The organism is Lysobacter sp. H23M47 (assembly GCF_015209765.1).
GTDB classification, from domain to species: Bacteria; Pseudomonadota; Gammaproteobacteria; order Xanthomonadales; family Xanthomonadaceae; genus Novilysobacter; species Novilysobacter avium.
Genome location: NZ_CP063658.1, coordinates 2,172,782 through 2,185,552, shown reverse-complemented (window position 1 = coordinate 2,185,552; position 12,771 = coordinate 2,172,782). Strand labels below are relative to the sequence as shown.

12 protein-coding genes and 1 riboswitch are annotated in these 12,771 nt (G+C 65.9%); of the genes, 5 read left to right on the top strand and 7 right to left on the bottom strand.

The genetic code is table 11. From position 1 onward, the window contains the following. Positions 1-96: 96 nt before the first annotated feature. The 4 genes from pilB to INQ43_RS09900 all read right to left on the bottom strand — a co-directional run bounded on the left by pilB (position 97) and on the right by INQ43_RS09900 (position 3,935). Entirely contained in the window at positions 97-1,827 is a 1,731-nt protein-coding gene (gene pilB / locus INQ43_RS09915) for a type IV-A pilus assembly ATPase PilB (protein ID WP_194036329.1), read from the bottom strand. A 284-nt stretch (positions 1,828-2,111) separates the two neighbouring features. Then, entirely contained in the window at positions 2,112-2,402 is a 291-nt protein-coding gene (nadS, locus tag INQ43_RS09910) for a NadS family protein (RefSeq protein ID WP_194036328.1), read from the bottom strand. A 110-nt stretch (positions 2,403-2,512) separates the two neighbouring features. After that, the gene (locus INQ43_RS09905; protein WP_194036327.1) at positions 2,513-2,956 is read right to left on the bottom strand and encodes a hypothetical protein; all 444 of its coding nucleotides are present in this window, start codon (positions 2,954-2,956) and stop codon (positions 2,513-2,515) included. 547 nt (positions 2,957-3,503) lie between these two features. Further along, the gene (locus INQ43_RS09900; RefSeq protein ID WP_194036326.1) at positions 3,504-3,935 is read right to left on the bottom strand and encodes a pilin; all 432 of its coding nucleotides are present in this window, start codon (positions 3,933-3,935) and stop codon (positions 3,504-3,506) included. A gap of 367 nt (positions 3,936-4,302) precedes the next feature. On the opposite strand from INQ43_RS09900, the gene INQ43_RS09895 reads away from it, so the two are divergent. Beyond that, entirely contained in the window at positions 4,303-4,560 is a 258-nt protein-coding gene (locus INQ43_RS09895; protein ID WP_194036325.1) for a type II toxin-antitoxin system prevent-host-death family antitoxin, read from the top strand. Continuing rightward, complete coding sequence (locus tag INQ43_RS09890; RefSeq protein WP_194036324.1) at positions 4,548-4,862, top strand: type II toxin-antitoxin system RelE/ParE family toxin; 315 nt, start codon at positions 4,548-4,550, stop codon at positions 4,860-4,862. Before INQ43_RS09895 ends, INQ43_RS09890 begins: the two co-directional genes overlap by 13 nt. Before the next feature lie 150 nt (positions 4,863-5,012). On the opposite strand, the gene INQ43_RS09885 is transcribed toward INQ43_RS09890, so the two are convergent. Both INQ43_RS09885 and INQ43_RS09880 read right to left on the bottom strand, forming a co-directional pair. Beyond that, positions 5,013-5,921: a peptidoglycan DD-metalloendopeptidase family protein gene (locus tag INQ43_RS09885; RefSeq protein WP_228062478.1), complete on the bottom strand. Its 909-nt coding sequence runs from the start codon at positions 5,919-5,921 to the stop codon at positions 5,013-5,015. Between the two features lie 5 nt (positions 5,922-5,926). Continuing rightward, complete coding sequence (locus INQ43_RS09880; RefSeq protein ID WP_194036323.1) at positions 5,927-7,063, bottom strand: phytase; 1,137 nt, start codon at positions 7,061-7,063, stop codon at positions 5,927-5,929. Between the two features lie 127 nt (positions 7,064-7,190). Continuing rightward, positions 7,191-7,312, top strand: a riboswitch (SAM riboswitch). 66 nt (positions 7,313-7,378) lie between these two features. Here INQ43_RS09880 and INQ43_RS09875 point away from each other — a divergent pair. The 3 genes from INQ43_RS09875 to INQ43_RS09865 all read left to right on the top strand — a co-directional run bounded on the left by INQ43_RS09875 (position 7,379) and on the right by INQ43_RS09865 (position 10,904). Beyond that, positions 7,379-8,440, top strand: coding sequence for a homoserine O-succinyltransferase (locus INQ43_RS09875; protein ID WP_194036322.1), 1,062 nt, complete (start codon positions 7,379-7,381; stop codon positions 8,438-8,440). Beyond that, positions 8,437-9,657, top strand: coding sequence for a cystathionine gamma-synthase (gene metB, locus INQ43_RS09870; RefSeq protein WP_194036321.1), 1,221 nt, complete (start codon positions 8,437-8,439; stop codon positions 9,655-9,657). Before INQ43_RS09875 ends, metB begins: the two co-directional genes overlap by 4 nt. Positions 9,658-9,830: 173 nt before the next feature. Continuing rightward, positions 9,831-10,904 (top strand): homoserine dehydrogenase, encoded by a 1,074-nt coding sequence (locus tag INQ43_RS09865; RefSeq protein ID WP_228062688.1) that lies wholly within the window; start codon positions 9,831-9,833, stop codon positions 10,902-10,904. 397 nt (positions 10,905-11,301) lie between these two features. Here INQ43_RS09865 and INQ43_RS09860 read toward each other — a convergent pair whose 3' ends face one another. After that, a complete protein-coding gene (locus tag INQ43_RS09860; protein WP_194036319.1) occupies positions 11,302-12,684 on the bottom strand; it encodes an L-serine ammonia-lyase in 1,383 nt (460 codons plus the stop codon). Between the last annotated feature and the right edge of the window lie 87 nt (positions 12,685-12,771).

Here is a 12,771-nt window from a genome sequence, read left to right as displayed (position 1 = left end):
CATATTGATGCTTAGGCTCGGAAATGGTCCGTAAGGCTCAATATATAGCACCTTACCGCTATAGGCGTATTGCGGGCTGTTGCATGTTGAGCCTGATCAGTCCTTGGTCACCCGGTTGATCTCCGCCAGGCTGGTGACGCCGTTGCGCACCTTCATCAGCGCCGACTGGCGCAGGTCGCGCACGCCGGACTTCTGCGCGGCCTCGGCGATCTGCATCGCGTTGCCGCCGGCCAGCACGATGCCCTGGATCTCGTCGGTCATCGGCATGACCTGGTAGATACCGGTACGGCCCTTGTAGCCTTCGGTGCAGTCCGCGCAGCCGACCGCCTCGAAAATCGTGAAGTCCTCGCTGGCGATTTCCTCGGCGGTAAAGCCCTCCGCCAGCAGCGCGTGCTCAGGCAGTTCCACCGGGCGTTTGCAGCTGTGCAGACGGCGCGCCAGGCGCTGGGCGATCACCAGCGTCACCGAGGAGGTGATGTTGAACGGCGCCACGCCCATGTTCATCAGGCGCGCGATGGTCTGCGGGGCGTCGTTGGTATGCAGGGTGGACAGCACCATGTGACCGGTCTGCGCGGCCTTGATGCCGATCTCGGCGGTTTCCAGGTCGCGGATCTCGCCGACCATGATCACGTCGGGATCCTGGCGCAGGAAGCTGCGCAGCGCGGCGGCGAAGGTCATGCCGCGCTTGACGTTCATCTGCACCTGGTTGATGCCGGGCACGCGGATCTCGACCGGATCCTCGACGGTGGAGATGTTGCGGGTCTCGTCATTGAGGATGTTCAGCGCGGTGTACAGCGAGACCGTCTTGCCGGACCCGGTCGGGCCGGTGACCAGCACCATGCCGTAAGGGCGCTTGACCGCGGCGAGGAAGATATCGCGCTGGTCGTCCTCGTAGCCGAGCTTCTCGATGCCCAGCTTGGCCGCGCTGCCGTCGAGGATACGCAGCACGATCTTCTCGCCGAACAGGGTCGGCAGCGTGCTCACGCGGAAGTCGATCTGCTTGGTCTTGCTCAGGTTGAGTTTGATTCGCCCGTCCTGCGGCACCCGGCGCTCGGCAATGTCCAGCTGCGCCATCACCTTGAGGCGTGCGGATATGCGCGGCTGCAATTTGACGGGCACCTTGGCGGACTGTTTCAGCAGCCCGTCGATGCGCAGGCGCACGCGGTACTCGGTCTCGTAGGGCTCGAAGTGGATGTCGGAGGCGCCCCGGCGGATCGCGTCCACCAGCACCTTGTTGATGAACTTGACCACCGGCGTGTCGTCGGTCTTGGCGTCCACACCGGAATCGCCGGACAGGTCGTCGTCACCGCCACCGACATCCAGGTTCTCCAGGCCCTCGTCATCCTCGCCCATGACATCGCCGAGCGCGTCGGCGCTTTCCAGCCAGCGATCCAGATGGCGCTTGATGCTCTCCTCATCGACCAGGATCGCCTCGACGGTGAAGTTGGTCTGGAACTTGATCTCCGCCAGCGCGTGGGTGTTGGTCGGCTCCGCGATGCCGACGAACAGCCGGTTGCCGCGCTTGAACAGCGGCAGCACCGTGTGCTTGCGCAGCAGTTCCTCCTTGACCAGCTTGATGGCCGATTGCTCGGGGTCCATCGCCGCGGCATCGAAGATCGGCACACCGAACTCGATGGAGTTGGCCGCGGCCAGATGCGCGGGCGCGACAAGGCGCTTCTCGATGATGTAGCTGGCCAGCGGCTTGCGCAGCTCGGTAGCCGCTGCCATCGCCTCGCGCGCGGCGGACTCGGAAAGCGCGCCATCCTGCACGAGGCGGCGGGCAATGCCCGTGATACCGACGAGGTTGGCAGTGGCTACGGCGTTCATGTGATCCCCTGTGGTTCCGTGCGGACGACTTTACTGCAAACACGCTCATGGCCGGCGTGTGGGAGCGGCACGGCGCCTTGTTCGGGGCGGATCACCCCGTTTGACGCTTTACGCGTGACGTACCCACTGAGGTGCTCCCATGATCCATCCCACCAACAAGATGCGCGCCATTCATCCCGGCGAAATCCTGCGGGAGGACTACCTGGCCCCGTCAGGGTGCGGGCCATTTCCAGTGCACGCGTGCCCTCGTATGGGTCATATGGTTTGAACGTCGACGGGCTTTGTCATAGCGCCAACGCTCGCATTACATGCTCGGGGTCTTTCTTGATCGCACGCAGCAGTGCCCGCGCGGGTCCGGTGGGCTCGCGACGCCCTTGCTCCCAATTCCGGAGCGTGCCTACGTCCACGTCAAGGATCTTGGCGAAATTCGGTTGCGACAGGCCCGTGACGGCGCGGATTTTCTTGATCTCTACCGCGTCGACGTTGAACTCGCGAGACGCAGCGCGCTCGCCGCGCATGATCTCGCCCGCCTGTTCCACGCTCTCAAGGAGTTCGGCAAAAAGGTTCTTGTTCATGGTCAACCGTCACCATCTCGCTGATTTGGTGGGTGAGCACCGCGGTCTCGATGAAGATCATGGCGGATAGTACGTCATTGACTCATGGCCGGCAATGGCATCCAGCTTGCTCAATGCCGGGCGACAGAGTCCTGCTGCCTTGACGAATCCGCCTGCGCCGAAACCATCAGCCCGGCAGGATCATGCCTGGATCTCCCCGCGGTCCGGGCACCATAAATGGCCCGCTCCTCGCGTATACCGCTTCGCGGCTTGGGCGACCGGCCGAGCCGTTGCGACGTCACCTGACCGATGATGTCCTTCGCGGCAATGGCATCGTCAAAGATCGCATGCCCCACCAACGGCAACGTGCCGATGGCCAGGTCGGCATCATGGGCGCTGAACACCACGTCGCCGTGGGCCGTGATCATGGCGAGCAGGCGGTCGAGTTCGTCCATTTGCTCCAGGGTCACGCCGAAGACCAAGCGGCGTTTGCCTGCCTTCTTGAGCCGGAACTGGCTGTCCTCAGGCAATACATAGCCGGTCGTATCCATATTCTCCGATTCGCGCTTCGACATCGTCGCCTCCTCATTCCATGAAGTGACCCGCCACCGCAACGCGGCCGACGGGAAGTCGGGAGGTTAGAAACCGCTAAGAGACGGCGGGCGTATTTCCCCGGAGGGTGTTGTATTAGCCGCCCTCCCGACGCAGGCATTGCGTCGGTCCACGCCCGCAGCAGCACGGGCACAAAAAACCCACCGGTTTGACGGAGGTGGGGACCGCTCTTAGGGGAGTTTCTACGCTCCGTGGAACCGAGTCTGCTATGGAAGTGGAGGGGTGTCAACGAGGCCGTACGCCGTTCGCTCAGTCGGGAGAAGAACCACAAAAAAACCCGGCGGATGCCGGGGTTCTTTGTGTTGCCAGGAAGGCGGGTCGAGTGAATACGTGCAGGTTATTTCAGGATGCGGATTCAAGTGAAAATGTTAACTGATCGCTTTCTTCTACTTTTCTTCCAGTCACTTGCGAAAAAAAGCCCTTCCGAAGAAGGGCTTTTATGAATCAACAAGAAAGTTTCTAAGGGCAGCCAGCCCTTGAATGATCTATCTATTTTTAACGGTGCAGCCCTTAGCGGAATGTCGCAGGAACGTACTTAGCGGAACAGCCCGAGTGGGAGCCGTCCCAAGCGGTGATCTCGCCATTAGCGACTGTCGGTGTAAGGGTCAAGGTGCATTCAGCAGGCGCCGCGCCGGTCGCAGCAGTTACGACCGAAATAGCACCGCCGGTGGCAGCCATCGTCAAGTTGCTAACATACTGACTGGTTCCGGTTGTAGCCTCATTACAGCCAGCCTCCGCGAGCGAAGTTGGCAGTGCATTCGTCGTCGCAAAAAACTCAGACGCCGACGTTTTGCATGCACTAACCGCCATCACAGCTTCGCTGACCTTGGCGCGGACGGTGTAATCACGATAAGCCGGCAGCGCAATCGCAGCCAGGATCGCGATGATCGCAACAACGATCATCAGCTCGATGAGCGTAAAACCTTTCTGTACGTTCTTCATGGTGTTTCCCCTAGGAGTGGTCAGTTTTCACGTGCCGTCTGAGCCGGGCGTTCCGGTCCTCGGGCAGCCGTGCTGGTTGGCACGTGCACGGTAAGGTACGCACTTCCCGTGCCAAGTGTGGTTTTCCCGGTTTTGGATGTCGAAACTGAACCGCCAGTCACGTTTGGCCGGTGACCTCGATCGTTCAGGTGACGTAATTGGTCTGTTTTGGCGTGCGATGTGACGGAAATGGTCACCGCTGGGACGACTCATCGAGCAATAGCTGCTGTCGCTTCGTTTGCGACACGCAAGTTATCACCGTCGGCTTGCCGGTTGACGTGCGGGGCGGGAGCTTGCGCGGTCACGAGTGATACTTTAGTGTCACTCCATGCGTACCGAACTCGTCACCACCCTCAAGCGCCAGGCGACTGAACTGCTCTCTGACATCGAGCGGGACAAGGAGCCCATCCTCATCACGCAACACGGCCTGCCGAGTGCGTATCTGGTGGACGTCGAGAGCTACCAGCTCATGCAGCAGCGGATGGCGGTGCTTGAGGGCATTGCCCGCGGTGAACAGGCGATTGCCGAGAGCCGTGTTGTCACTCACGCGCAAGCCCGGAAGCGCCTCGCCCGATGGCTGAAATAGTCTGGACAGCGCCCGCGCTGAGCGATCTGGATGCGATCGCGGATTACATCGCGTTGGAGGATCCGGTCGCGGCATCGGAACTGGTCAAGCGCGTCCTCGCTCATGTCGAGCAGCTGGCGGACCATCCTGAAAGCGGTAGCCGCCCGGCGGAACTGGGGCGTTCGCGGTATCGGCAGGTTGTCGAGCCGCCGTGCCGGGTGTTCTATCGCTACGACGGACAGACCGTGTTCGTCCTTTACGTGATGCGCACTGAGCGTCTGCTTCGGAAGGCGCAGCTGACCTCAAGGACCCCGCAGAAATAAGGTCCGGGACGGTCTACCTGACGAGGCGCTACCCAAAGCGCCTTGACTCTTGTCTATGCGCTCCACACGGGTGCGGGTGTCCTTGGGTGCGAAATAAAGGAGGAGGCACCGGTTTCATCGGTGCCGGGGGACATTCGCACCCAAGGACACTCACTCCCGTTGCCCCGGCTCCCCCACAGAAGCGCCGCTATCACTTGGGATAGGGGAAGCCCCTTCCATCCGGAACGGTAGCGAGACAAGCCGCATGCCGCGATTGACCTGCACTGCGAAGTGCAGGTGTGGACCGGTGCTGAAACCGGTGTTGCCGGACCAACCGATGTGCTGGCCGGTCCGAACGCGCTGCCCTTGCGCGACAACTGCGCCGCCCCGTTGCAGATGCGCATACACGGCCATGCTGCCGTCGTCATGCAGGATGCGGACGAGGTTGGCGTTGCGCAGCCGTGTGTCAGCCGGTCCGGCGCCGCGGTGTTCGGCCGGGTTGTTGCGGGGCGTATCGGGGTAGCGGTCAATCACCTGCATCACCACGCCGTCGCGCGCTGCCAATACGGCGGTGCCGACCGGGACCGCGAAGTCGATGGCGTAACGGTTTTCATCGTCGTCGTGACTGAAGCTGCCGGCAAAACCCTGATCGATCATGACTGGCGTGTCTTTCGTCAGCGGCAGCAGGTAGGTCACATCGCGCGGCTGTGCGCTCGGGTTTCCGGGCACGCTGTCCAGGATAAGGTCGAAGTCGACCGGTCGCGATGGGTCGGCGACACGGAAAGCCGCGACCACGACGCTGCTGCCGGCGGGGATGGTGGCGCGCGCGGGCAACGCCGGTGAGGAAACGGTGTTGTGGCGCTGGCGGTAGCGCAATCTGACTTCGATCGGGCCGGGCAGGGGGTTGTCGGCCCAGGCGTGGTAGCCGTCGTCGGTGGCTTCGATGCGGACCCGGGCGGCGCAGCTATCCGGGGCGCCCGCCGTGGGAGTGGCAGCGTTGACCGGGGCCAGCGAAGGGAGCGCCAACGCGATTACCACCGGCGCGAGTAGTGACATCGGGCGGACCCGCATGTGACGCATGCGACTCACCGCGAGCCGGTGCATTCCGCGGCAAGTTCCAGGCTGCGGGCGATATCGGCCAGATCGAACGCGCTCACCGACTCGTCGTTGTGCATGGCAAACAGCGCGCCGTGCGGGAAGGCGGCGGTGCTGGCGGCATGCACGGCGATGCCGTCGGACAGGGCGGTGGTCATGCCGCGGAAGCTGCCGGCAGGCGCGAGGTCGACACGGTTGAACAGGTGGAAGGCGGTCCGCGTCTCGCGCTGGTCGACCGCGACCCAGTAGCCGGTGTCGGGGCTGCAGGCCCACAGCGCGACCCCCTCGGCTTCGGTGGCGAAGGTGTCCTCGGGCAGGCTGCGGCCGGTGAAGATGCCGGCGAGGGTGTATTCGCGCAGGGTGGATGCGTTGCGGCCGGTGCTGCCGGGAAAGCGCTCGTCGGCGATCATCAGGCGGTCAAAGGTCGGGTCGCCGGCGATGGATTCCACCACCCGCAGCGCGCCGGGCTCAGCGGTGTCGCCAAACGAACCGAGATAGTCGGCGGTGTAGCCCTCGCCATCCAGCTCGACGTGGAAGCGGCGCACGCGCTGGTCGAGTTCCTCCAGCGGCGGCACGATCTCGTAGCGCTTGCCGTACATGAAGCTGTCGGTGACATACACGTCCAGGCCGCCGGGCGAGACCTCGTTGATCCACAGGCCGTAGGGGCTGCGCAGTTGGTCTTCGCCGAAGGTGCCGAGTGTGGTGAAGTCGGGCAGGGCGAGCATCTGCACGCGGTGGTTGTCGCGTTCGGCGACGAAGAGGTGGTCGCCGTGCACGGCCAGGCCGTTGGGACGCTTGAACGTGCGCGCGGCGTCCTCCGTGCCGCCCACGGTCTGCAGCCATTCGCCGGTGTCGGCGTCGAACACCATCAGGGTGTGCGCGGTCTTGGCGCTGGCGATCAGCCAGGTGCGGCCGTCGGGCGCGGGCCAGGTGGCGAGCGAGTCTAGTTCCACGCCGGGATGGGCGGGCGAGACATAGCGCTCGGGCACGACGCGCTCATCCACGGGGAAGGTTGCGGTGTCGACATCGCTCAAAGGGGCCATGTCGCTGTTGCGTTGCAGTCCGGTGGCGCAGCCGGCCAGGGCGAGGAGTACGCCGGTCGCGGCGAAGAGTCGGCAGAGAGTCATGGCGGGCAGTCTAGTGCCTGCACGTGCGCGGGGCGGTGGCGGGTGCGCAACGACCGGATCGAGCAAGGCATCGCTTTATGCGGATAAAGCGATTGACATCGCCAGAAAGCGTGGGCACACTGCCTGCCATCCATCGAGACCGGCAGAGGGACAGGCCCTTTGAAGCCGGGGCAACCCATCGCAGCGCAAGCCGCGAACGGGTGCCAAATCCTGCGGCGCCGCGCTTCAGCGGTGGCCGGAAGATGGTTGCCGGCACGATCCAGTGTGCGTTGGCAGCCATCCCTCGATGGCTCCCCGCCACTTCGGATAGCCCTCATGAGCCTGCAACTCGCTTCGCGCACCACCGAAACCCTTTTCCAGCCCCGCCACGTCGCCGTCTCGCGGTTCCCGGCCGTGGCACGGAAGATGGCGGTGCGCGGCGAGATCGACGTCCAGCTGGAGATGCGCCACGCCGGCACCCGCGCGGTGACCCTGCGCTACGAGCGCGTCGGCGATCCGTCCTTGCCGGTGCTGTTCGTGGCCGGCGGGATTTCCGCCAACCGCCACGTCGGTGCCAGCGACCAGTTCAGCGATGCCGGCTGGTGGCAGGAGCAGTCCGGCCCGGGCCGTGCGCTGGATCCCAGCCAGCACTGCATCCTCGCCTTCGACTGGGTCGGCGGCGATGGCACGCTGGACGCCGTGATCGATCCGGTGGACCAGGCGACAGCGGTGGTCGCGCTGCTGGACGCGCTGGGCATTGCGCGCCTGAGCGCCTTCATCGGCAACTCCTACGGCGCGATGGTCGGCCTGCACCTGGCCGCGCTGCATCCGCGGCGCGTGGGCCGTCTGGTCGCGATCAGCGGGTTTCACCGTGCGCATCCCTACGCGAGTGCCTGGCGCGCGTTGCAGCGTCGCGCGGTCGCCCTGGGCGCGCTGCAGTGCGATGACAGCCAGGGCGTGGCGCTGGCACGCCAGTTGGCCATGCTCAGCTACCGCACCGCCGACGAGTTCGACAGCCGCTTCGGCGCCGCCAAGGTGGTCAACGGCCGCGTCCAGGTCGCCGCCGAGGACTATCTGGACCACTGCGGCCAGCAGTTCGCCGACCGCGTGGCCGCGCACGCCTTCGTGCGCCTGTCCGAATCCATCGACCTGCAGGCGGTCGATCCGGAAACCGTGCATGTGCCGGTGACCGTGGTGGCGGTGGCGGAGGACCTGCTGGTGCCGCTGGCCGATGCCTACGACCTGGTCCAGCGCCTGCGCGGCGAGACCCGCCTGCACGTCATCCATTCGCGCTTCGGCCACGACGCGTTCCTGAAGGAGTCGCGCGCGATCGACGGCATCCTGCGCGAGGCCCTGCTCGACATTGCCGCCGATGCGGACGCCGAGGCGCTGGCATGAGGGCGCAGCACGTGCAGGCCCGCCCGTCGCATCGCTGTACGACCGCCGTACGCGCCGGCATCGACCGTGACGAAGCCTTCGGCGCGGTCACCCCGCCGCTGGTGCTGTCGTCCAACTTCAGCTTTGCCGGCTTCAACGACAGGCGCACCTACGACTACACCCGCAGCGGCAATCCGACCCGCGACCTGTTGGCCGAGGCGCTGGCCGAGCTGGAAGGCGGCGCTGGCGCGGTGGTCACGGCGACGGGTATGGCTGCGATCACGCTGGTGCTGAACGCGCTGCTGAAACCCGGCGACCGGCTGGTCGTGCCGCACGATGCCTACGGTGGCAGCTGGCGGCTGTTCAACGCGCTGGCGGAGAAGGGCGCCTTCGAGTTGACGACCGTGGACCTGACCTCGCCGCGCGCGCTGGCCGAGGCGCTGGCGCTGGGGCCGGCGGTGGTCTGGATCGAGACGCCATCCAACCCGCTTCTGCGAGTGACCGACCTGCGCTTCGTGATCGAGGCATCGCACGCGGCTGGCGCGCGCGTCGTGGTCGACAACACCTTCCTCTCGCCGGCGCTGCAGCGACCGATCGAATTTGGGGCCGACGTGGTCGTGCATTCCACCACCAAGTACATCAACGGCCACAGCGATGTGGTCGGTGGCGCGGTGATCGCCCGCGAGCAGGACCAGCACGAGCACCTGGCGTGGTGGGCCAACTGCCTGGGCATCACCGGCTCGCCCTTCGACAGCTTTCTGACCCTGCGCGGACTGCGCACGCTGGATGCGCGCCTGCGTGTGCATGAGCGCAATACGGCCGCGCTGGTGGACCTGCTCGACGGCCACCCGGCGGTGCGCGCCGTCCATTACCCCGGGCTGGAAAGCCATCCCGGCCACGCCGTCGCGGCGCGCCAGCAGGACGGCTTCGGAGCGATGGTTTCGCTGGAGCTGGAAGACGGCGGCGCAGGTGGCGAGACCGCGGTGCGCGCGTTCCTGGATGGGCTGGCGTACTTCACCTTGGCCGAGTCGCTCGGCGGCGTGGAAAGCCTGATCGCCCACCCAGCGACGATGACCCACGCTGCGATGACCGCGCAGGCACGTGCCGCGGCGGGCATCACCGACGGCCTGTTGCGCCTGTCGGTCGGCATCGAGCACGCCGAGGACCTGCGGGCCGATCTGGGCGCGGCGTTGGAGCGCGTCCAGCGTATCCAGCTTGCCCCGTGTGCAGCGCAATGAGCGCGGGCGTGGCGAACCGCCTGCGGGTTGGCGGTGACGAGAGTCCGCGGCTCAACACGAGCGTACGGTCCGAGAGGCGCACGGACACGCATGTGCGCACGGAGACCGCAGCGGGTTCGCAACACGATCGGCGCGTACACCGAACGCCGAGTGAGCCCTCGGCCCGTGTAGCACTGCTCGGAACCGGCAACGTCGGAAAGGCCGTTCTCGACCGACTGGCAGGGTGGGCTGGCACCCCGCGCGGAGATTCGTTGGCATTGGTGCATGCGGGCAATTCCCGCGGCGCGTTGCGCGCCGAGCGGCTTTGTCCCGTCGACATCAAACTGCGGCTCGTGGATGGCAGTGCGTGGCAGGCCGACTCCGCGCTGGCGAATCTGTCAGGTGTCGCCGAAGCGCTTGCCGGCAACGGGCCGGCGCACCGCATCATCATCGACGCGACCGCCAGCGGCGAGGTCGCAGACCACCACGCCCGCTGGCTGGCGCAGGGCATCCACGTGGTGACCGCCTGCAAGCTGGGACTTGGCACAACGCTGGAGCGCCGGCAGGCCATCCACGACGCCGCGGCTCACGGCAACGCCCGCTATGGCGACAGCGCCACCGTCGGCGCGGGCCTGCCGCTGCTGCGCAACATCCGCGACCTCCAGGCCGGCGGCGACAGCATCCATGCCATCGCCGGCGTGCTGTCCGGATCGCTGGCGTGGCTGTTCAACCACTACGACGGCAGAAAGCCTTTCTCGGAACTGGTGGACGAAGCCCGGCAGGCCGGCTACACCGAACCGGATCCGCGCGAAGACCTGTCCGGCCAGGACGTGCGCCGCAAGATCCTGATCCTCGCCCGCGCCGCCGGCGTAGCACTGTCCAGTGAGGAGGTGGAAGTGGAGTCGTTACTGGATCTGGCGGTCCGTGAGGCGGGGCAAGACCCGGTCGGCGCGAGAGGCGAGGACACCGTAGTTCCTCCGCCCATCGACGCTCTGCTGCAACGGCTCCACCGGGATGCAGCAGCAAAGGGCGCGCAACTGCGCTACATCGCCCGACTGGAGAACGGACGCGCCACCGTGCGCCTGGAGACGCTGGACGCGACCCATCCCCTCGCCAGCGGCGCCGGCACCGACAACAAGCTCGCAATCTGGTCAGACCGCTACCGCGACCAACCATTGGTGATCCAGGGACCTGGCGCAGGCGCGGAAGTCACCGCCGCGGGCCTCCTCGACGATGCATTGCGAATCGCGCGCTCAACGCCTGATTGAACGAAAAGTGGGAGTCTTCGCTCGGTTCTGCGAATTGGCCGCGACCTGCAGGGCTTCCCGGCGAATGTCCCCCGGCCCACGCCTGCGGCGCAGGCCTCCTCCTTTATTTCGCCCGGAAGCCCTGCAGGTCACGTCTGTCAGCCGATTTCTGCCTTGCGAGGTGCGGCCGGCTCTGTGCTTTATCAAACACCGCGATGCCCCACCGACGGGCGCGAGTGGAGCGAAACAAGAGGAGGCACCGGCTTCACCGGTGCCGGAAGCCATTACGAGGGAGCGGGTGCCCTTGGGTGCGAAATAAAGAAGGAGGCACCGGCTTCACCGGTGCCGGGGGACATTCGCACCCAACGGCACCCGCGCCCGTGCTCCGAGACCGCGCAGCCGCGACGCTTCTAACCCCTCAGCACTCGATGACGTTCACCGCCAGCCCGCCCCGGCTGGTTTCCTTGTACTTGTCCTGCATGTCGCGCCCCGTGTCGCGCATGGTCTTGATGACCTTGTCGAGACTGACCTTCTGCGAACCGTCCCCGCGCATCGCCAGCCGCGAGGCGTTGATCGCCTTCACCGAGCCCATCGCGTTGCGCTCGATGCAGGGGATCTGGACGAGCCCCCCGATCGGGTCGCAGGTCAGGCCCAGGTTGTGTTCCATGCCGATCTCCGCCGCGTTCTCGACCTTGACCGGACTGCCGCCCAGCGCCGCGGTCAAACCGGCGGCCGCCATCGAGCAGGCGACGCCGACCTCGCCCTGGCAGCCCACTTCGGCGCCGGAGATGCTGGCGTTTTCCTTGTAGAGGATGCCGACCGCCGCGGCGGTCAGCAGGAAGGTGCGCACGCCCTCGATGTTGGCGCCGGGGATGAAGCGGTCGTAGTAATGCAGCACCGCCGGGATGATCCCGGCCGCACCGTTGGTAGGCGCGGTGACGACGCGGCCGCCGGCGGCGTTTTCCTCGTTCACTGCCAGCGCGAACAGGTTGACCCAGTCGAGCATCGTCAGCGGATCGTCCAGGCCGGCGTCGGGCCGCGACTGCAGGTCGGCGTGCAGGGCGGGTGCGCGACGGGTAACACGCAGCCCCCCGGGCAACGTCCCGGGAGAGCGGATGCCGCGCTCCACGCAGGACTTCATCGCGTCCCACAGCTGGTCCAGGCCGGCATCGATCTCGGCCGTGCTGCGCCAGACCTGCTCGTTGGCATGGATCATCTGGGCGATCGAAAGGCCGCTGTCGCGCGCGCGCATCAGCAGCTCGTCGCCGGAGGAAAACGGGTAGGGCACCACGCTGGTGTCGGCGACGATGCGGTCCTCCGCCGCCTCGTCCTCGTTGACCACGAAGCCGCCGCCGACCGAGTAGTAATCCCGCGTGGCGATCACCTCGCCCGCCGCGTCGTAGGCGGTGAAGCGCATGCCGTTGGTGTGGAACGGCAGCTTCTGGCGCTTGTTCATGATCAGGTCGTGCTTCTCGTCGAAGCCGATCTCATGGCGGCCGTGCAGGCGGATGCGTTTCCCGCCGCGGATGCGCTCCAGCGTCGCCGGGATGATGTCCGGGTCGATCCGGTCCGGCCAATGGCCTTCCAGACCCATCATCAGGGCCTTGTCGGTGCCGTGACCGCGCCCGGTCATCGCCAGCGAGCCGAACACCTCGGCGCGCACGCGCGCGGTGCGCTCAAGATCGCCGTTGTCGACGATCCAGCGCTCGATGAAGCGGGCAGCGGCGCGCATCGGCCCCACCGTGTGCGAGGAACTCGGCCCGATGCCGATCTTGAACAGGTCGAAACAACTGACGGACATGTGGATCCAGTACTGAAAACAGCGGTGGGTGGGCGTGCGGACCGCTCAGGGACGACGCTGGTTGGCGTGCAAGGCTCGCGGCCAGCC